At 40.2% G+C, this 22,929-nt stretch carries 10 protein-coding genes and 1 tRNA gene; 1 reads left to right on the top strand and 10 read right to left on the bottom strand.

Features of this window, described 5'->3' with window-relative positions:
• Nucleotides 1–2: 2 nt before the first annotated feature.
• From C0W29_RS16890 to C0W29_RS16875, 4 genes are all read right to left on the bottom strand, one after another.
• Nucleotides 3–1,826 carry a LamG-like jellyroll fold domain-containing protein gene (locus tag C0W29_RS16890; RefSeq protein WP_235869044.1) on the bottom strand — a complete coding sequence of 608 codons (1,824 nt, stop codon included), beginning with the start codon at nucleotides 1,824–1,826 and terminating at the stop codon, nucleotides 3–5.
• A gap of 184 nt (nucleotides 1,827–2,010) precedes the next feature.
• Nucleotides 2,011–3,156, bottom strand: coding sequence for an NADH:flavorubredoxin reductase NorW (gene norW / locus C0W29_RS16885; protein WP_045045793.1), 1,146 nt, complete (start codon nucleotides 3,154–3,156; stop codon nucleotides 2,011–2,013).
• A gap of 18 nt (nucleotides 3,157–3,174) precedes the next feature.
• Nucleotides 3,175–4,698, bottom strand: coding sequence for an anaerobic nitric oxide reductase flavorubredoxin (gene norV / locus C0W29_RS16880; protein WP_045045794.1), 1,524 nt, complete (start codon nucleotides 4,696–4,698; stop codon nucleotides 3,175–3,177).
• 206 nt (nucleotides 4,699–4,904) lie between these two features.
• Nucleotides 4,905–5,237, bottom strand: a complete 333-nt coding sequence (locus C0W29_RS16875; RefSeq protein WP_045045795.1) for a hypothetical protein — start codon at nucleotides 5,235–5,237, stop codon at nucleotides 4,905–4,907.
• A gap of 241 nt (nucleotides 5,238–5,478) precedes the next feature.
• Here C0W29_RS16875 and C0W29_RS16870 point away from each other — a divergent pair.
• Nucleotides 5,479–5,569 (top strand) — tRNA-Ser (locus C0W29_RS16870).
• 282 nt (nucleotides 5,570–5,851) lie between these two features.
• Here C0W29_RS16870 and C0W29_RS16865 read toward each other — a convergent pair.
• The 6 genes from C0W29_RS16865 to C0W29_RS16840 form a co-directional block, all read right to left on the bottom strand.
• Nucleotides 5,852–6,784 carry a PstS family phosphate ABC transporter substrate-binding protein gene (locus C0W29_RS16865; RefSeq protein ID WP_045045796.1) on the bottom strand — a complete coding sequence of 311 codons (933 nt, stop codon included), beginning with the start codon at nucleotides 6,782–6,784 and terminating at the stop codon, nucleotides 5,852–5,854.
• Between the two features lie 10 nt (nucleotides 6,785–6,794).
• Nucleotides 6,795–7,403 (bottom strand): OmpA family protein, encoded by a 609-nt coding sequence (locus tag C0W29_RS16860; RefSeq protein WP_045045797.1) that lies wholly within the window; start codon nucleotides 7,401–7,403, stop codon nucleotides 6,795–6,797.
• A 2-nt stretch (nucleotides 7,404–7,405) separates the two neighbouring features.
• On the bottom strand, nucleotides 7,406–8,716 hold the full coding sequence (locus C0W29_RS16855; RefSeq protein WP_045045798.1) for a TolC family outer membrane protein: 1,311 nt from the start codon (nucleotides 8,714–8,716) through the stop codon (nucleotides 7,406–7,408).
• Between the two features lie 84 nt (nucleotides 8,717–8,800).
• Nucleotides 8,801–10,120, bottom strand: coding sequence for an HlyD family type I secretion periplasmic adaptor subunit (locus tag C0W29_RS16850; protein WP_045045799.1), 1,320 nt, complete (start codon nucleotides 10,118–10,120; stop codon nucleotides 8,801–8,803).
• Nucleotides 10,110–12,290, bottom strand: coding sequence for a type I secretion system permease/ATPase (locus tag C0W29_RS16845; protein WP_045045800.1), 2,181 nt, complete (start codon nucleotides 12,288–12,290; stop codon nucleotides 10,110–10,112). The genes C0W29_RS16850 and C0W29_RS16845 overlap by 11 nt, the downstream gene beginning before the upstream one ends.
• Nucleotides 12,291–12,297: 7 nt before the next feature.
• Nucleotides 12,298–22,080 (bottom strand): T1SS-143 repeat domain-containing protein, encoded by a 9,783-nt coding sequence (locus C0W29_RS16840; protein WP_045045801.1) that lies wholly within the window; start codon nucleotides 22,078–22,080, stop codon nucleotides 12,298–12,300.
• Nucleotides 22,081–22,929 lie beyond the last annotated feature (849 nt).

Below are 22,929 nucleotides of genomic sequence, written 5' to 3'. Positions count from 1 at the left end.
GGTTAGTTATTAAAGAGTAATTCGTTAAGTGTTAGTGCTCGATTAGCAATTCTTAGCTCACTAACGTAGCCATACAATGGATTATGTAGTTCACCATTTGAGCAAGAAGATCCAATTAACCAATTGGCATTTTCTTTTATAGCAATACCAGTACTTTGTTGTTCTGGGTTGCGCATAACTTCAATACCATCAATGTACATCTTCGTGAATCGACTATCGTTAATAATAGCGATATGGAACCAGCGTGATGTGCCGAGATCCCATGACCAAGCTGTTGTTGTGTCTTGCTTTTTATTATCCATGGTTACCCATTGCATTTCTCGCAAGGAAGAAATGGCCATAACAATCGCCGGATCTTCACCGCCATTCGGGTTAAAGTCATGACAACTGGTTTGTTGGCAAAAAATACCTCCCCAGCGAGAGCGATCACTCTCCCAATCATCAGGTAGTTGGAGAAAAGTCTCGATGGTATAGCCTTGTTCCCAGTTATTTTGTGTAATAGCCGTGCCGAGTGTGGATAAATAAGCGCCGCTATCTGTGGTTTTATTTCCTTTCAGTAAAATGGAACCTGATGAATTACCGCTATTAGGTTTGGATGTTGAAAATTCAAAATAGGTATTTAGTGCGGCTTGATTTGCTTTTCTAGGCTGCATTTTAAAATGACTACCATTGCCTGATAAATCTTGAAACATGGTAGTGATATCGCCTTCATTATCAACACGCATCATATTTTCTTGATCTAACAACCAATAGCCAATAGTGCCATCAATAAGACCTGGGGGAGTAATAAGCTCACCCTCATTTAAATGACTAAAACGTTCATTGAAATTGATTGGAAACTCAAAATGATTGCCTTCGTCAGTAAGATCAGGAAGATCGAAAGGTGTGCGTTCATCTTCTGGTATATTTTGCACCCAAGGTGAGAAGGAGCGTATAACTAATTTATTATTACTGTAGTCGAAACCAATAGTACGCAACATACCATTTCCACCCCAATACATGGCTTGGTAGTCGACGACCATCATGAGTACATCACGGCCATAGGCGTTTTGGGCAACCATATTGGCAGCACCATGATGGTGACCATTAATGGTTAAGAATATTTGGTCATTTTTGTGGATAAAGTCGATCCAAAACTCAAAGCCTTTTGAGGTGATAAGTGGACTTTTACCATCACTATCAATATTTAATAATTGATGAGTCGAGAAGATGGCGGGGATCTCTTTATAATCATCTAAAACTTGTTGTGCCCAATCAAATGTTTGTGGTGATGGATTCCAATCAATAGCAAAGACTAAAAACTGTTGATCGCTATTGGGTGCTTTAAAGAGGTGACAACTGTTAAAACCACACTCACTGACAGCGATACAGGTTGTTACTGAGAAAAGCTTATCTTGAGAAAAGTAGTTTAAAAATGGTTCGCTATCTTGTCGGTTTATATCATATTCGTTACCCTCCGCTAAATCATGGTTACCACATAACACGGAGTAAGGCGTCTTTTCTGAAGCGCCTAGAATATCCATTGCTTGGGTTGCAGCTTGCCATTCTATCGGTTGATCATCATGTTCAACTAAATCACCTAAATGAATCGTAAAAGGAATTCGTTCATTTTTCCAATTATCAGCAATCCATTGAGTTTGAGATAAGTAACGTTCAGGACTATTTTCAGAATACTTTTGAGTATCAGGTAGGATCGCTAATTTCCAATCCTGATGAATTTTATTTTTATTGTCATCAGTGTTGCTGCTACTTGAATTACAGCCAGTCAAGTAGGTAGCGACCATTGTTGCCACTGTACCTTTTAAGAATAATCGTCTTGTAAACATGCTTATCAATACCGTTACGTTCAAAAACCACAATATTGGCATGGTTATATGTCAGATTTATTGACGTTTTTATTAACTTTTATTGCATGAGCTTTAAATCGATTTTATTTAATTGTGAAAATAGTACGTAAACAATAGGCCCACAATAATAGTGGGCCTGAAAATAGCGATATATTTGAGTTAATTATAATGAAGAAGGTAATTGCCTTAATAACGGGAAAGCTTGTTTTTGTTTATTATGAGCGACAATAAATCCGATTAACGTTTGATCTTTTGTATGTGCTTTAGCCACATAACCATCATTATCTCGTTCAATATGCCAATGAATATCAGCCGCAGTGGTTATTCCAGCTAAACTTAATGGTAACCAAGGTGTTTTGGCTTTGATTAACATTGGAGGCAATGATAATGGTGTCGGTGTTCCTGCCAATGTTTTAGCTAGTGCCAACGCGGATAACATAATCGGTTGAATAAAAGCACTAATTTTGCCATTGATTTCAGCACAATCTCCAAGTGCGTACACGTTAGCAGCTGAAGTTTGCAGCATATTGTCAACAATGATTCCACGATTAGTGCTAATTCCTGCTTGATGAGCTAAATGAATCTGTGGCGTTAATCCCATTGCCGCAATGACAATATCAGTATGGATATCTTCTTTTCCTGATTGTGAAACAACCAACTTGTTATCTGCAGTATTTATTTCTGTGATGGTAGTATTTAATCGAACATCGATATTTTTTTGAATCAATACTTGATGCATTTCTGCAGCAATAAATTCGGGTAGTAACGTTGGCATTATGACTGATGCTTTATCACATAGGGTGATTTGCTTACCAACCGTCGCTAAATCAATAGCGATTTCAGTACCAATTAAACCAGCACCTAAAACGGTAATATGTTTTGCTGTACTAATTTTTGAGTGGCTACGTGTTAACTCATCAAGGCTATTTAATGTAATGATTTTATCTATAGCATTACCTTCAAAGTTAGGGACAAAGGATTTAGCACCAGTTGCAATAATCAATGAAGAATAGTGTGATTGCTGTTGATTAAAACGTACCCATTGCAATTCAGTATTAATTTCGTCAACCACAGTATCGGTTATCAATTCAATATTATATTCGGTTGCAAATTCAATAGCTGTTTGTTTTATAAGGTCAATTGCTTGTTGGCCTCGACTAAACACATGGCTTAGTTCTGGCTTTGAATAATCAGCTCCTTGATCGGCTGTAATTAAGGTAATTGCAGTCTTTTGATCAAGTTTTCTAAATGATTTCACCCATTGGTAAGCAGCAAAGCCACTACCAATGACAATGATTGAGTTTGACATTGTTAGCCCTCACTTTACTTAGTTAATAGGTTCAAAGACTTCTTTACCAATACCACATTCAGGGCAAAGAAAAGTATCAGGAACATCTTGCCATAACGTACCTGGAGCGACATCTTGATTGGGCTCACCTAATGCTGGATCGTAGATCCACTGACAAACAGTACATAACATTTTTTGAAGATCCGTTGCTTGCTCACAGCAATTATTCAGTGTCTCAGTTTCTATTATGTCCGATTCGCCTGCACAAGGATGTTCAACTATTACAGCTGTATTTGTTGTAACCTTTTGATGAGTTGTAGGGGTCATTTGGGTTGAGAATGGAGTATAAGTGTCATAAGGACGTTCATTCTCCGCCCACTCTTTGGCAATTTGTTTACCATGATCACGGCATTGCTGTAAGGCTTTACCATCTGGGCGCCATTTAGCTTTAAGACTAACAGTAGTAAAGAAACCTGAGTCCGTTAAGCGAGCATGAATACGATCAACGGCACCGCCGTTCCAGCCGTAACTACCAAATGCACCGGCTTTTTTATTTTTAAAACGTAATCCAGTGATTTCCTCAAGTAAACCAGCCACTTTAGGCATCATGACATTATTCATGGTTGATGAACCGACAAGTACCCCTTTTGAGCGAAACATATTGGCAAGAATTTCATTTTTATCGTGACGAGCAACATTGAAGATCCGCACAATGACTTGATCATCAACTTCAGTGATCCCTTGTGCTATTGCATCTGCCATCATACGAGTATTATTAGACATAGAATCATAGAAAATAGTGATGCGGTTTTCTTGATATTGGTTTGCCCATTCAAGGTATTTCTCAATAATTTGAGTTGGGTTGTCACGCCAAATGACGCCATGTGATGTTGCTACCATGTCTACTGGTAAATTAAAGCCTAATACTTCGTTAATTTTGTTGGTTACTAAGGGACTAAAAGGCGTCAAAATATTTGAGTAATAACGTAGGCATTGATCGAGCAGTTCGTTCTGGTCGACTTCGTCGTTAAATAGGCGCTCATCGCAATAATGTTGACCAAAAGCATCGTTACTAAATAGAACGGCATCTTCTGTCATATAAGTCATCATACTATCAGGCCAATGTAGCATTGGAGTTTCAACAAACACTAATGCTTTACCATTACCAATATCAAGAGTGTCGCCAGTTTTTACTGTGTTGAAATTCCATTCAGGGTGGTGGTGGTGGCCCACAATTGAATCAATAGCGTTTTGAGTACAATAGATCGGTGTATTAGGGATACGGCTCATTAATTCAGTTAGTGCACCTGCATGATCTTCTTCTGCATGATTAATAACAATGTAATCAATATCGTTAAGGTTTATTTCTTGTTCTAAATTTTGAAGAAAAGCTAAAGTAAACTTGTGATCAACAGTGTCGATCAGTACATTTTTGCCTTCACGAATTAAATAACTGTTATAGCTAGTGCCACGGGTGGTTTTATATTCTGTGCCATGAAAATCACGAACTTCCCAATCACGTTGCCCAACCCAAGTAATATTATTTTTAACATGAATAGCCATTATAAATTTCCTTAACTCTTTAAGTTGTATTTTGTATGCATGTTATACCTCGAAATAATTCACTGCAACCAAAAAGATTCATTTAAAATGCATGTTATTATTTATTTGTTATTTATCATGGTATTAGTCTGTGAACCGTTAGTGCGTAACGGTTCATTATCAGACGCTCGTGATATGATCTGTGAATTAAATTTGAAAGGAGGAAATTAACTAAGGTTAAAAACGAGAGCGGCAATCGTGATAAGACTAACGGCATTGAGTACCGAGTATAAAATTGTTTTAGGCATGCTAAATGAAAGGTTATTGAAATCACGTTTTGAGCCAATGACGGTAATCGTTAACGGCAATACCACTAATAACCCAAAAATCCAGCGAATAGCATCAGTAATTGTGTATCCAATTTGAGTTTCGGCAACAATAAAACCTAGGATGGATAAAATGAGGGTTGTGAGTGAAATTGCAAAGGTTCGATTATAAGAATCCATTAATTGAGCAAAAGCTTGATATTCTTCGTCCGTAAAATCTGATTTTTTTGCCATGTTTTTTTTCAATCTAATAAAATAGGTTAACTGTCTATATTATAACGGATCATTGCTGAGATAACGAAAATAAAGATCCTGACTACTGAACAGTAATTAGTCTGTTTATTGATCTTTAATATGTCATCTTTGTTATTAAATCGTGTTTTTGAGTAAAATAATCACTAAAGTGCTTTTAAAATAATCGGTTAACAGTTTTTTTGTTTACAGTTATTTATTGGTGCAGTACTATACGCGCCATGGAGAGATGGCTGAGTGGTTGAAAGCACCGGTCTTGAAAACCGGCATACGTTTATAGCGTATCTAGGGTTCAAATCCCTATCTCTCCGCCACACAATGAAAAGCCGCTGATTTATCAGCGGCTTTTTCGTATCTGAAATACTGCAATCACCAATGCTAATAGAGCGATACTAATTATCAAACTTACTACTATAACGAGTAATATGGTTCGTTTTTAGAAATATGTCGCCGTATTTTTCGAGTGCCTAATGCCGTTTAAATACAAATTAAAACCGTAATAAAAGCATGAAAAAGGGGTGTAAAGTTTAACTTTACGCCCCTTTGCTTTCTCTATTTTATAAGTAAATGATTAATAGAAAATAGCCAAAATGGAGTTATTTATATCCCCCTTGGATTTCTGGCTGTTGCTGCTTTAATACCACTTGATTACGTTCAATTGCTGCAGGCGGCAGACCAATAAAACCGCTATTTTCGAAGGTGGTTTGTGCTTCTGATGTCATAACGTAATTTACAAAGGCTGTTTGCTGCGGCGATAGAGATCTATTTGTGGGTTCTAGATTAAGGTACATGTAATAGACGTTAGCAAGCGGGTAGCGGCCTGATAAAATTGTTTCATGATCTAATCCAAAAATCTCACCGTTTTTATCAATAATATCAATGCGTTTAATATCTTTATCTTGGCTTTTATATACGGTGTAACCAATGGCATTTTCTTTTGATTCAATGGTATCGATTAAGTCTTCACGGTTGTTTAAAGATTTAGTTGCCGTTTTTTGACCATCGTAGCAGGTGATCATCTTGGTAAAATTACGATGTGCTGATAAATCACCATTGACTGAATAAGCGTTTACTTGTGTTAGCTCAGTATTGTTGACAAGTACAGGGCTAACACTCTGCCATTGAATTGGTATTAATGATGACTGACAACCAAAAATATCAGCCAGCGCATTGATTGAAATAGACTGAATTGGATTATCTTTATTAACCAAAATCGCTACAGCATCGGATGTAAAGTACAATTCGGTTGGTTTATAGCCGTATTTACTTTTAAAAACAGCGACTTCACTGTCTAGCCAACGACGGGAGCTAATACCAACATTTGCCCCTTCTTTTATCATTGCATGTTGAACATCAGAACTTAGCACCGTATTTAAGTGCTCATCAAGAGTCGCTGTTGAAAGCAAATCATTAACGACTTGGTTAAGTTCATTTTCAACGACAATGACATTACTGTTATCCATCATTGCATGAGCAGTAGAAGCAAATAGCGCCAATGGTAGCATGTAAGTTAAAGTTGATTTATTCACGAGTATTCCCTCACTGTGCTGTTGATGCATGTTGTGCTGATTGCTCAGAGCTGTAAATCGTCCATTTTTTTACAGGCTCCATCTGGTTGCTTGTAATAACAGCAATGGTGCGTCGCTCGCGCTTCTTTAGATGTTTAGTTAATTCAGTTACCTGCGTAAACTCTTGCTCTGAGATACGTTCGGGCGCAATACCATTTTCAATTAGCGCATCTTTAATCACGTCTGTTCGACGTTTTGCTAATGCTTTGTTGTATTCGTTTGTACCTTCAGGGCTAGTGTCACCAACAAGGATCACTTTTGCCTGTGGTTTTTGCTGTAATAAATGAAATAGTTGGGTATAGGTTTCATTTTGATCTAAGCGAATGTGATCATCATCAAAGTTAAAATAAACTGTTTGAATGTCATATTTCGGTTTCACCTCCCAAGGTGCACAGCCTGTAATATCAACCTGTGTACCAGCAGGCGTGTCTGCACACATATCACGTTGGTTGATCACACCATCTTTATCATGATCGCGCAGATCATCGATTTGATGGCGAGTCACTTGGGTATCAGGCATTTCGGCACAGCCTGTTAAAAGCAAAGGTAATAAAATGAGAGAAAGTAATGATTTAGTCATGATTATTGCTCCTTCGCTTGCCATTGTTCTGGGTATTCAACCCGTAAGGCATAAGTCAGTTTACCCATAGCGTTAAGAATGCGATATGCAGCAAGGGTGTGATCATATTCGGCATTGATGTAGTTTTTACGGGCTAAAAAGACTTCAACTTTGGCATCTAACACATCAAGAAGACTACGACGACCTAAACGAAATTGTTCCTCGTAACCCATTTCTGCCGCTTTTGCAGCATCAACGTTTTGCTTCAACAGTTTCTTTTGTTGCTCCAACATGTTGTAGGCATTCCACGCAAGGGTTGTGCCTTCAACGACTTCACGTTCAGCCCGTAAACGTATGGTTCTTGCTTCTTCATGACGCCATGCCGAGGCTTCAGTATCTGCATTGGTTTTGCCGCCGTTGTAAATGTCATAATTCATGGTGAGCATTACTCGAGCATCTTGATCTGGCCCAAGTGTATTACCGACGTTGTCATTGGCATTTGCGTGTACTTCAAGTTTAAACTCGGGGAAGTAATTGCCTTTTTCTCGACGAATTTCTTCACGTGCCGCACTGATATCGGCAATGGAAGCTTTAATTTCTGGATGTTGATTTATACCTTGTTTAATAGCAATTGCTTTACTACTAGGAAGTAGGGCGCTATCGACCACAGGAGCGATCAAGTTAGTGGCAGGTTTACCCACTAAACGCATAAATTTGGCGTCAAGATCGTAAAGGTTATTCTCTGCCGCAATTAATGATGACTTTGCTGTCGCCACACGAGCGGCAATTTGTGCTAAGTCAGAATTACTGCTTAAACCTTTTGAGTTTTTATCGAGAATATCTTGATAAATCGCTTCATGCTCGCGGACATTACGCTGCGTTAGCTCATGAATGGTTTTCGCTTTTAGCACCTCCATGTATAAGCGTGTGGTATCAAGCGAAATGTCTTCGGCATCAGACAATAAGGTTAAACGTTCAGATTCAGCTTCATAGCTTAAACGTTTGGTGTTTGCAGATGTTTTAAAACCATCAAAAATAAGTTGTGATGCTTTTAGACCGATTTCAGAGCGGTTCATGCCGCGATCGTCTGTTGGGATTTTATTGCCGCTGTTATAACGAGTTTCTTCATAACCTGCTGCCGCATAAAAATTTATTTGCGGTAAATAGTCCGCTTGTGCGCCGTCTACTTCACGTAAGACAGACTGAAAACGGGCATATTGACCCGCTATTTGCGGGTTATGATCGATGGCTGATGCGACAGACTCTTCCAATGAGAGCGCATGCGCAGCGCTTGATGAAAATAACGCGATGGCTATTAATGATGATAAACGCATTCCTTTTCCTTTATCTTCTTATTATGTTTGCCGTTTAAACAGCAAATTGACTGATATGTGTCTCAATGAGGCGATTGAGTGTGATTAAGGTTCTCTTAACGCACTGGCTTTGGCACGTAATAACGGCTTTAACCAATAACTTAAAACGGTTTTTTCTCCCGTTAAGATATCCACCATCGCTTGCATGCCGGGAATAGCTTGTAAGCGTGTTTCGGGATCGTCATGGAGCTGAATATGAGCACGATAATAGGCAGTACCATCTTCAGTTTGTAGGGCGTCGGCACTGACATAGGTGACAGTACCTTTACGTCCGCCATAAACGACAAAATCGTAAGCTGTAAATTTAATCGTGGCTTCTAACCCTGTTTGTACAAAAGCAATATCTTGTGGCGATATTCGTGCTTCAATAATGAGTTTGCTGTCATTAGGCACTAATTCCATAATAGGCTCACCAGGTTTGACGACACCGCCTAACGAACGCACTAAAATTTCTTTGATGGTTCCATCCATAGGCGCAGTGATTTCGGTGCGTTTTAATTGATCTGCAAGACCTTCTTGGCTGTCTTCTAACTGGGCAAACTGATTGGTCAGTTCATTGAGTTGTCCCTGAACAGAAGTTCTAAATTCCAGCGCCAGATTTCGACGCATGACAATGGCTTCTCGTAATGCTGCTGATGATTTTTGTTGCAGCACTTTAGAGCTGGCAATTTCACCGCGAAGTTTTACTTGATCGCGACGTGTTTGGATCAATTCAACTTCAGCTACCGCACCACGTTTTACTGCGCCTTCTAGCATTTTGGCTTCTTTGTTGACTAAACGTAGACTGCTATAAAGCGTAGATGTACTGCTCTTTGCATCACGTAAAGCTTCTGTCTGTTGCTCAATAGTCAGTTGTGCTTCTTCAAGTTGTGATTCAATTTGTCCAATACGTTCGTTGTAGTTGGCTTTAGCATTAAGCTGAGCACGCTTACTTAAATCATCAAAGTCGATAGCTTGATGGTTAATGGTGATTTGCTTTTTCCAATCCTTTTCTTTTGCATTGACTTTAACCGTATCTAATTCAGTTTTCAGGCGTTTGATTTGTGCTTGTAGCGTGCGGTAATGCTCATCAGATTCTTGGAAAGCGGTACGAAAACGGGTGTCATCTAAAATAATTAAAGGCTGACCTTTTTTTACCTGTTCGCCTGCTTTAACTAAGACTTGTTCAATAATACCGCCTTCTAAACTCTGAATTTTTTGAATGGCGAGGGTCGGCACAACTTTGCCATCACCCACGACCACTTCTTCCAATTTGGAATAAGCAGCCCAAGTGATAATTGAGATAACTAATAGCGAACAAAGCCAAACGATTTTACGAGAACGATAGGCGTGCTTTTGATTTGCCCATTTTAAATTACTGCTCATTACCGCCTCCTTGAACAATACTGACGGAGCGAACACGACTAACTGGACGTTGTGGTTTTTGTTTAGCAAGAATGGTTTTTGCATCACCATCAGCCACTATTTGCCCACGCTCTAGCACAATAATGCGATCACATTGCGCCAAAATAGACTGGCGGTGAGAGCTGATCACCATGGTGATATCATGGGGCAATTTATGTAGCGCTTGACGGAAATGCTCCTCTGCTTGTTGATCTAAAGCGCTGGTGGGTTCATCCATGAGTAATAAATTTGGATCGCGGTAGAGTGCACGAGCCAGTGCTACAGCCTGACGTTGACCGCCTGATAAATTACGACCGTTTTCACCGACTTGAGTTTCTAATCCATTGGCAAGGCGATCCATAAAACCGTTTAAGCCTGAAGTGGTTATGGCATGACTTAGGCGCTTTTCATTCACTTCATCACAGCCAAATAGAATGTTTTCATAAATAGTGCCGTAAATAAGGGCTGGCTGCTGTCCAACCCAACCGATATTGTTACGCAGGGCGGCGGGTGGCCATAATTGGGCATCAATACCTTCAAAATACAGCTGTCCTGAACTTGGACGATATTGATAAGAAAGTAGGGCTAATAGGGTCGATTTACCTGAGCCTGCTGCGCCAATAATGCCAACGCGTTCACCTTGGCGGACGGCTAATTTAATATTACTTAGGGCATTGAACTGTTGCTCTGGATAGGCAAAGTTCACATCATCTAGCTGCACATTACCGTTAAACTCACCACGATCCATTATCTGGTGTTCATTACTTTCTTGTGGTAAGTCCATTACTTGATCAAGTCCTGTAATCGCCGAGCGACTTTGCTGATAACGTAGCATCAGCATGGAAAGTTGGTTGATAGAGCTGGCAGCACGTCCACTTAGCATAACGATAGCAATTAAGCCTCCCATGCTAAGTAAGCCTTCAGAAATGCGATAAACGCCAATAATGATTAAGCCAATAGTTACGATTTGCTGGCTACTCATTACCGAATGAGAAACAACATTGGTGTATTTACGTGATTTGATATGCCAATCAGAAAGCGTAGAGGAGGTTTGCTCCCAGCGACGTTGGATGATGCCTTCAGCATTGTTTTGTTTGATATCAGACAGGTTATATAAGCTATCTAATAATTGGGTTTGTTTCTGGGTAGAAAGACGAGCTGATTCATCCAATGTTTGACCAATTTTTCCTTTCATTATGGTACTTAGGAGTAATAGCATTACCATAACCGCCATAGGGACAAACATCATTGGACCACCAAGCCAACCGATTAACGCAAGGAAGAATAAGGTGAAAGGTAAATCAACCAAGGTCACTAAAGTGACAGAAGTAAAAAATTCTCTAACACTGTCGAAATCTTGAATTTGGCGTGCAAATGCAGCCGCAGATTGAGGACGATGTTCAAGTTTCATCCCCAATACTTTTTGCATTAAAATTGCCGATAGTTTGGTATCAATATGATGACCTGCCATATCGGTAATAGCGCTTCGTGCTTCACGTAATAACCAGTCAAATACTAACGCAATAGATACGCCAGCCGCTAATACCCATAAGGTGTTAAAGGCTTGGTTTGGCACCACGCGATCGTAAACGTTCATGGTAAATAACGGTACCACAAGCGCTAATAAGTTAATAAATATAGATGCAAGCAGCAGATCGCGATACCAAGGTTTAACTTCAGATACCGCAGCACGCAACCAATGTTTTTTGGGCTTAGGTTTTATTTCATCAACTCGTGGATCGGCTACTTGGGTTGGTGATACTTGCCAAATATCACCGTTAAGTTTATGAGTTAAATCATCAGTTGATTGCTGAGAGACAATTGGCGCAGGGGTATGTTCATCATTGATTTGAAATTGAATTGTTTTAAACACACCATCAGTAAATTCATTGATAATGATTGGCGTACCTGCATGGGTAATCCCCACAGCAGGTAAGCTTGCTGTGGTGAGTTTATTTTTTGGGTGCAAGCCAACGTCCAACTGAGCTTGGTTAGCTGCACGTTCAAACAGAGAATCGTCAAGTTTACCCTCTACTAAGGGTAAACCTGAGGTGACTTTTAGACGATGACAGCGAATACTGTAATGCTGGCATAGCCACAATATAGAGGCGAGCCAGAGGTCATGATCTAACGGCGGATTTTTACTACTCATACTATCCCTAGCTAGTGATTAGATTATTATCATCTATCATTTTTTGAAGAAGCTCTGCATCCGTTGCTGAGCTTGAATCCGCACCATAAAGTGCATCTTTGGTTATGCCATCTAACGTTATATCTTGTGTAACATCTGTACCATTATCTTTAACATGTAATGTGACGGAACCATTATTTTCAGTAATATCAATATAGTTATCGGCGGAATTACCATCAGTTACGTTATTTAAAATAGCGCGTAAATCGATGTTGTCGCTATCTTTTGTGCTATCAAAATCTAAAATAGTATCTTGTGCTGGTGATGCACTTGAGCCGAGATCGTCAGATTTAAATACAAAACGGTCACTACCTGCATTACCGGACATTATATCGTTACCTTTACCGCCGATAATCAAATCATCATTTGCTGTGCCTACTAAGGTATTGTCACCTGATTCTGCGATGGTAAAGTCGATGGTTTGTGGTGTACCTGTTGCGGTTTGGCTACCGATGCTTGAAATTGGCTCAATGGACAAACTGAAATCTTGTGCACTATTACCTGTCATGGCGAGGTTGGCAATATCTGCAAGTTCGACTTCCCAACCGTCATTATTTTCTTTTCCAGCCGAGAAGGTGTAATCACTTGGGAAGCCTGTGATCATAATGCTGCCTTTTTCATTGGGTGCTGGGTTTTGCATCATGAGATCAAGATTTAAGGCTATCGCTGAATCTGTTTCGGCAATAATGCTGTTGTATTGCGCCGTTAATTCTGGCTCATCAGGCAGTGCATCAATGGTTAATTTGATCTCTTCGGTAGTAATAATACCTTCATGAGTGTACTCAGTGCCTAATACGATATTTGTATCAACAGTATTGGCAGCTAACGTGATCGTCATGTCGCCATAAGCATCACCAGGGTAGAGCTCAAATTGATCTAGAGTGCTGGCATTAATAATTACAGTGGCAAACCAATGATCGCCTTTTTGCGCAAAGGTAACTTCTTGTCCGCCAATAACGATTTTATCTAAGCCTTGAAGTTGTGCAGGATCGGCTGCACTGATATTAACGGTTAAGCGTAATGCTTCATCGCTGTTAGTTTCGTAGCTTTCTAGATTAACCGGAATAGTAAAGCTATCACCTTCAGTACCCGTTAGGGTTTCTGGTACATCAAAGAACTGAACATCATCGCCAATAGGTTTAACCCCCACGACTAAGTCGGTGGTTGAGGTTTTAATATCATTGGTGCCAATTTCGTTTGTGATGGCTTCCAGTTTTAGCTCCATATCACCACTAAAATCTAGTGGTGGACGTATATAAACCGAATCAATTTGGCTGGCGCTGATACTCCATGATTGACCACTATTAGGTAATTGGACGAATGTATTGCCGCCATCAGGAGAGTAGAACAACACAGCACCTTTAGGTAGACCAGCAATATTTAGAAATAAGTTCTCTGAACCATCATCATCAAATAAAACTGCATCTAATCCTTTGATATGAATATAACTATCTTCATCACCTAGGACTTCTATTTTGTCTGGCATTGCTGCGTAATCAGTAACAGGCGCGACATCGATTACCACTGATGCCGTTTTGGTTTGGGTATCGGTTTTGGTTGGGCAATCAGCTTCATCAGTGATGTTGGCTGCAACATTAATGGTTAACTCACCGCTGAAGTTAAGTGGTGGTATTAGGGTTAATTCACCTAAACGCGTTGGGTCTTTAATTGTCCAGCTGCCATCATTGTTGTCTTGTAAAATTGAAGTATCGCCATCAAGTTTTGCTCCAGCAGGCAAGGTAATTTTCAGCCAGTTAATGGTTTCTTTACCAGTTGCAGCAGTACCTTCGCCGCTGATGGTTTGGCCTGAAAAAATATTATCACCTAGAATCAATTCTAAGTTGATGGCAGATTCGGTGTCTTCCTGAATCGTGGTTTGTCCTGCATTAACAATGATGTCATCGACAACTGGGATAACTTCAATCTTGATAGTTTGCGTTGTTTGGGACGATTGACCGTTACAGGTGGACGTTTGAGTGATCTCAATCGGAACATTAATACAGCCAGCCCAATCTTCATTAAGTCCAACAAAGACCATATTTTCTAAGCCGCTTGGTGTAATGGTATAGCCAAGAATTTCACCAACGGCATTGTATTCAGGAATAACGCCATCGCCTTCAATTTCCACACCGAGAGGTAGATCTTTGATATCAATAAAAAACGATATTTCTATTTCAGGGTTGTCATCAATGTTGCCATCCAGTAGCCCTGATAAATCAATATCTTCACCTTCTTTGGCAATAATGGCGTCATCACTTTGAATGTTATCTGGATCGTCAATCGGAAGACAAGAACCACCGCCACTGTGACCCGTAATTTGGATTTGAAGAGGGGCGTCAATATAGCGTGAATGCTCGTCATCAATGACATGGGCAACAACACGTAGATCGATAATGTCAGTATCAAAGCTAGAGCTAATGGTAGCGCCGGCTAAGATATCTTTCATCGCTTCTTTTACGGTGTCGCTGGTTAAGCCAGTTGCTGGAATAATCCAATTGCCACTACCATCAATGGAAGCGCCATTTGGGTGTTCAACGATTAAGTTTATGCCATTTGGAACAACGATGATGATGTAATCAAGGTACTCTGAGCCATCGAGATCTTCATCAATAAAGTGTACAGCGTTAGTTAAATCAATAGGACTTCCATCGGTACTGGTGAGCACTTCTGATGTTGATTCTAAACGCGTATCACCTTCAACAATACCTGCGACATCAAGCTGAATTGTCGCATTGATATCTTTTGATGCAGTTTGTCCTGTTGGTGAGGTATCGGTGACTTCATAGCTGATTGGAATAGTAAATAAGCCACTTAAATCTTCATCGGCAAGCACAGTGACACGACTGCTATTAATGAAGTCAGCCCATGATTCGCCACTGTTTTTGTAGCCGGCAAGATCCAATCCACCAGCAGGTACAGATACGGCAATACCATCAATAAAGAGTGTTAAGCCTGTAGGTAATCCAGTGATCTTATAACCGGTTAAACTTTCACTGTGATCGATATCTTTATTAATTACGGGCTCAATCAAGAAGCTTGCTGATTTATCTTCATGCGTTGATGTTTCAAGGACAGCGCCATCTTTTTCATCAACCACAGGAAGCACATCAATTTCTACTTGGTAATTGAATTCGCCACTGTCGCCATCAGGCTCTGTCGATACCACGTTAACATCAAAGTTAAGTTGACCACTGAAGTCTTTAGTTGTTTGTAAGAACGTAGTTTTCAGTTGATTGTTAGTGATCTGGTAGATCACACCTGTCGATGCACTTTCACCTACGATCTCTAGTGTGATCGGATTACCGTTACTATCAACAAACATTACCCCGTCAGGAAGGTTGGTGATCATAATGGTGATTTGTTCCGATTTGTCATCATCGTTGGTGGTGATCATGAAATCTAAAGGCAATGGACTATCTTCGTTAAAGCCCGCAGTACCTTTGATTGTGCCTTTAAAGCCAGTGGAATTATCGGTGCTATCTGCAACGTACTCCCAATGACCATTGCCGCCATCTACAACATCAGGCCGATCAATCACACCTTTTAAATCAATGGTAATGGTTTTGGTATCACTCACCGCGGTGACATTAACGGGAGCAAGTCCATCAACAGATGTTTCGGTCGATACCGCCGTTACTTCAATGGTCAGCGTTTCTGTCCACGAGCTAATATCATCTTTTGGATAAAGCTGAGCAGCACCGCTTTCAATATCTTCGGCACTAACAATATAAATACCAGAGCCAACTGGTTGCTCTACAGCATCACCACCTTGAATAGACCAGCCTTCTTGGACTTTGATGTGATAGTTTAAACTTTCTGAGCCATCGGTATCGGTAAGCTTTCCGATTAACGCTTGGTTTAAGTTAATCGGCTGGTCTTCAATGCCTTTAATGTTTTTCACCGATAGCGTCGGTGTATCCGCGTCTGGCTGAATATCAATGATGACTTGGTGTGGCGTTTCTTCGGTTTTATGTTCATTTTTATCAATGAACTGGTTACCTTTTTCGGTCGCAATCGCGGTTACGGTAAATTCAAATTTACCCGCAAGGTTTGTATCTGAAACCACGGTGACTTTATTCAGTTGGTTCTGATTGAGTACATCACCATCTTTAACGACATTGCCATTGAGTTTTAGTGTGATGCCATCTGGAATACCTGATATACGGTATTTCAGGCTTTCAGAGTTATCTGTATCGGTGAGGTTGGCTGCAATATCGAGTTTAATACTGCCGTTATCATCCTCAACACCTATGTATTCATAGTCTTTAGTTTCATCCCAAACTGGCGCGTCAGCATTAGGATAAACTTTAATAGGTAGGTTCTTATCTAAGGTTTTATCTGCTGTATTGGTTGAGATTGTGGCGGTAATTTCAAGATTCACTATACCTTGTTGATTGATAGCTACATCGGGTGCAGGTTGGTACGTTAATTCGCCGTTGGGTGAGTAGAAATTACCATTTTTAATAAAGTCAGTGATCGTGATGACACCACCGACAGCGGTCAGTACAGTGCCATTTAAGTAAAGTTGTCCACCAGCTAATGAGCTTTCACTAATAGTGATACTGGTAAGGGTTTCATTTTGATCTTCATCACCCGGGAAGACTTTAATTGAAAGTGGTGCTGTGCGCGTATCTTCCAACACTTCCATTAGCTCTACTTTGATATGACCTGGATTATCGCCCAGTGCCATTGTTGCGGTTCGATCAGCGGTATCGCCGTCACCGTCTTTGATTGTATATGTCAGGCTATCAAGAATCTGCCCACTAAATTCAGACGTTGATACAGTCGTTATTTCTATCGTACCGTCAGCATTGACTACTATGGTGCCGTACTTTTTCGAAGGCGAAACTGTGGTGTTGATTAAATCAATCGGATTACCATCAATGGGATAAGTTGTACCGTTATAAACAAAGCTAACAATTTCACCACCGTCAGCACCTGTTATTGTATCGGTTAACAGTTGTAAAGTTTGGCTTTGTCCTTCGACTAAGGCTAATGTGCCATCAGTACCACCATGAGGAATATCATCTAACACGTTAACGTCAAAAATAGTGCTCGGCGAGGTGTCACCATCGCTGTCAGTAAGAATGGCACCAAACTCGAGTTTAAGCGTATCTTGCGATGTTGTATCGGGATGATCGATAGGGGCAAACAGATCAAACTCCACCGTACCGTCAAGATTAACGTTGATTTGGAAGATTTCTTTACCCGCAGCTGTTGCGATATACCAACCATCAGCATTAGGCGCGCCAAGCGTGATGTTCTCGCCTGCGCTGGTGTAGTTTTTACCATTAAAGAGGGCGGTGTCTAAGGTAACGGATACCACATCATCACTGCCTGTATTAAAGCTCAGTGTTGGTGCATTTGTATTTGATGTATCGCTGTCGATACCATTATCCAATAAATCATTTTCTTGGACATTTAAAGTGCCATTAACGATGATTTCTGGCTTCAAACCATCCCAAATTGTGACCGTTACGTTGGATGTTCCAACACTGCCATCACTATCAATTGCTTGAACAGGAAGGGGGATATCGAGCTTAGTGTCTCTGCCATTGAGGTGATCAATAAAGTCATTTAGCACAATAGTAATGGTTGCATCTGCACTGCCACCAGCAGCAATAGTACCAATGTCAGAAAGGTTGATTGAAAAGATCACTGTGCCGTTAGCTAAAACCGCATCATAGTTATTACTGCCATCAAACTGCCACGTCAGCGCTTCACCGTTATGAGTGATCGCATCACCATCACTGGTTTGAACTGCGCCTGTTAGAGCCAGTTGTAAATCAACAATGGGATCTTGCCCAGCGGTAACAGAAATTGTTGAGCTTGCTGTTTCTGTGGTACCTATTGATGGCGCATCTGGTGCTACAGCAATTGGGTTTTCGGTAATTTCTAATGTGGTATCAGTAATTACTGGCGTGTCACCATCGGCAATAGTGACAGTGATATTGGCTTGGTTAACGTCGCCATCGTTATCGCGAATAAAGACTGGAATGGTAATGGTTTCAATGCCACTCGGATCGGTTTGGTCGATAGATTGATACAAGTTAAAGGTGTACTCAACCGTCGAGTTCCCTTTTGCATCAGGTTTTTGTGTAATAGCAATATCAAAGACCTTTTCATCATTGATCCAAGCTTCAATCATCTGACCTGTGCCAGTAACGGTATAAGTAATGATATCGCCGCCGCTGGTTAATCCTGATGGTAGCTGTGTCTGATCAAAATACAACGGGCTGAGAGGGGAAAGGCCATCTAAGCCATCACTGCCAACAACTACGTCAATAGTGCCTGTTTTGGATATCGGTTGACTTGAAGATAGGTTGGCTTCATCAAATGCCAGCTCTTGTTTTATGATTAATTCAGGATCTGCGCCATCTTCTATATACCAATCAAATTGCCCTGTTGGGGTTTTCGTACCATCAAGATCGGTGGCATCAATCAGTAGTGGTAATTTGATCACATCACTGGCATTGGTATGATTTAACGGACGATACTGAACGAAAGTAACTGTACCTGTTACATCATCACCATTGGCAACACCTGCTAGGGTTAAAGTGAAGATGGTTTCTCCACCAGATATTGCTGTAATGATTTTTCCGTCACTACTTAATGTGTATTCAAGGTATTTAACGGAAGTACCAGATGTTAGGTTTAAGGCGGTTAAAGTCGCGATCGTTTGGGCGTTAAAAGTAATGCTATTAGGATCCGGATTATCTGATCCCGCTTTAATCGTAAAGTCGCCAGTGAAGGTATCTGTAGGGTTAGAAATTAGCCCTTCAACGTTACTGTCATGGTTATTGATGATGGTATTGGCTTCGCCATCTTTGATGGTGATAGTGAGATCGGCACTGCCATAGTCATAATCTTTATCGCCTGCGATATAGCTGACCACGAGGTCAATATCACCCGCACTATGGTCGAGATTACGATTGGCGGTAAAAATCCAGTGACCATTTTCTTTTATGGTCAGTTGACCTTCAGGAAGATTAAACGTTACAGAAGGACCTGTTAGGTCTTTGGTTTCACCGTTAATCGTGACACGAACAACAGACAGTGGGGCATCAAGATCGCTGTCATTGTTAAGGATATTTCCAGAGGTAATGTTCCCTTCAATCACACTACTACTGTCATCAACAATATCTGGTTCTGAATCACGGATATAAATCAAAGCGGGCGTAACAACCGTTTCTGTTGTGCCGTCAGTGTCAGTTTGAATACCGTCAATTAATATTGCAGATTGAGTGCTATTAGAACCCAGTTCAGCATCGACTGGTTCGAATAAGGTGATATTAATCGTTTGAGTAGTGGCTTGAATAGTCGCCGTTAATACGGTGACGCCATTACTTACCGCAGTCAGTGTGAGCCCGTCTGGTGAGATGGTAATCGTAATAGGGTTGCCGTTAGAGGTTAGCTTTTCTAGTAATGTTTGATTGGCATTAAACGTAAACTCGGCAAACTCGATATTGATGACAGAGGTTGCCTGTGCTGATGATTGATATTCTAATGTGGTTTCGTAAAAAATAGCGCTATCAGGACGAGTCAATGTTGGCATGTCATCCATCGCCGTATTACCTGCGGCATCTGTAACGGTTGCTGACATTTCCCATGTTGTTTGAACGTTCAATTGGCTAAGGTCGAAATCTTCAATGCGCCAATTTCCCGCACTATCTACAGTGGTTGTTAAGATAACGGTTTCAGTGCCATCACTGAAAGTGACTTCGATCTTATCACCTGCCTGAGTCCCCGTTGTTGTACCTTCAAGGAAGGTAACTGCGCCATGTTTTAAGGCAACAATATTTAACCCACCAAGCTCGTAATTATCTGTGACGATATCAATCGATAATGCTGAGGTATCTTTAACGATGGTATCAGTGGCAGTGGCTGGGTTACCTGCAATATCAATCGTTTCTGCTGTAATGGTGAGTTCGCCATCAGCCAGCGTTGATAAATCAGCATCGTCAATTGACCATGCACCATTAACAACCGCTGTGCTGAAAATGATGGCTTTTCCATCTTTATCGGTAACCGTAATGTCGACGTTTTGGTTATTTTCAACAAAGTTGATATCACCAAATAACAAGGTTTTAGCCGTGATTTCAGCTTCATTTAAATATTCATCACCATTACCTTCAAAGTTAGCAGTAATGTCTGCAAGGGTATCTTTGATGATAGTATCAGAGGCTGAGATTGGGTTGCCTGCAATATCAATGGTATCAGCGACAACGGTGAGTTCATCTTCGGCAAGCGCGGTTAAGTCAGCATCATCGATTGCCCATGCGCCATTAGTGACGGTAGTGGTATAGGTTTGTTCTATTCCGTTGCTATCTGTGATGGTAATGGTAACGGGTTGTCCATCTTCTACGTTTTCGACATTACCAAATAAATCGGTGACAGGAATTTCAAAACGGTTGAGGTATTCATCGCCTTTACCATCAAAATTAGCATTAATGTCTGCTAGTGTGTCTTTTATTATGGTGTTGGTCGCTGAAGTTGGGTTGCCAGCAATGTCCACTGTTTCTGCTAAAATAGTCAGCTGACCTTCGGATAAACCGGTTAAGTCAGCGTCTTCGATTGCCCATTTGTCATTAACAATTGTGGTCTTATATGATTTCTCTAAGCCGTTGCTATCTGTCACGGTAATAGTAACTGTTTGTCCGTTTTCAACATTTGAGACAGAGCCAAACAAGTCAGTCACAGGGACTTCAACACGGTTAAGGTAGTTATCACCATTGCCTTCAAAGTTAGCCGTGATATCGGCAAGAGTATCTTTGATGATGGTATTGGTTGCTGTTGCTGGGTTTCCTGCAATATCTATCGTTTCTGCAACGATAGTTAATTCACCTTCAGCAAGTGTTGATAGATCAGTGTCATTTATATGCCAATGCCCATCGGTATTGATAGTATCAAAACTAATGGTTTGCCCTTGGCTATCAGTAATCGTGATCGTGATAGGCTGATTGTTTTCAACAAAGTTAATATCACCAAGTAAATCACTAACAGCGATTTCAAATTGGTTAAGATAATCATCACCTTTGCCATCAAATTCAGCATTGATTTCAGCTAAGGTGTCTTTGATGGTGTCGTCTGTCGCATCAACAAAATTGCCATAGTAGTCAGTGACAGAGGCATACATATCAAGTTGACCTTCTGCCAGTTTACTTAAGTCTTGATCGTTAATGACCCACTTTTGGTCTTTGACTACCGCACTTGCAGTGAATACTTCGCCATTAATATCAGTGATAGTAACAACCACAATGCGTCCATCTTCAATATTAATTGCATCACCAAAGAGATCGACAGTAGGCACTTCAAATTGGTTTTCGTAACCATCTCCACCATCCACAATCGTGGCAGTTAGCGCAGCTGAACTACGCAATGGTGGGATTGTATCCCCAATGTCATCTCGATCGTTTTTATCTTCTGGTGCTGTTGGCTGAGTATTGAAGCCCGCTTCTGGTAAGGTTTCTGTTAATGTTGGTTTAATACGTGTAATAAAAGAAACACCGTCACTCGACGTATTATTCAAATGAGTATTTGATTCAGATGCGCTTTGTGTATGGCGAGGTGCTGTATCTGAAAGCGTAAATTCAACATCATCTTCGTTAATTTTAGTTTTTATGATGTTATTAACTTGTGCTTTTTCTGAGATGAAAGGTATAGAACTATCGATGATCTCTGATGGGGGAATTTGTACCCATTCACCTTCAGCTGTTATTTTCCAGATAACACCTTCAATAACTACATACATGATTGGCTTCATCCTTGGCCCCTATGTTTATTATTATGGAAAAGTATTGTGAGATGTTTTAAGTCCATTGCACATATCACAACATAAATCCATCTTAGAGATTAATAATTAGAATGAACATTAAATTTACAAAACGGCGTTACTGATATTGTTTTTTTGTGAACGTTGTAACAAAAAAGTTAATACTATTGAGTTAACTATCTTTGTTTGATCATTAACTAATTGATAGTTATGTTTATAGATTTGGCATAAAACTACATTAAGTATATTAATTAGTAGAGAAAGAGTAAGACTTAATACTGTTAAGTGGGCGTAATAATATAAAAGAGACAGCAATACGCTATAGGAATTGGGTTTGGCACCTAAGGTAGAAAGAGGAGGCTTAATCGAGAGATTATTCAGCTAATAACTTATTATCATCTATTATGTTTTGTAATAATTCAGCATCTGTTGTGGTACTTGTATCATTCCCTACAGTGAATACCCGCGAGGGCGATAGGGAATCTATTCACCGTGTGTTGAAATCTTAAAGCGTTTAGTAATTAGGTTTGCTTTTTTTCCCCATTATTATTTAGGATTGTAACTCATTAACAGGCTGTTAATACGAGCTTGTGATACATTTTCTAATCGCTTTATGAAGTATCAGGCATCAAAAAATTAAGTACTTTTTTTAAGAAAAATTGCAGTACTACAATAGATTTGTTAATTATAAAATATGAATCGAATTTATGTAAACGCAATTAACACGATCACTACCACCAAGATAAATTTCGGGGGGTAGTTTTTTACGTCTTTAAAAAACCCTCTAAGCGAAACCGCGAGAGGGTTTTTTTATACCTAAAATTTTAA

The organism is Photobacterium kishitanii (assembly GCF_003026355.1).
Classification (GTDB): Bacteria; Pseudomonadota; Gammaproteobacteria; order Enterobacterales; family Vibrionaceae; genus Photobacterium; species Photobacterium kishitanii.
Note: the sequence above shows the minus strand (reverse complement) of the source record. Positions and strands in the feature narration are given on the sequence as shown.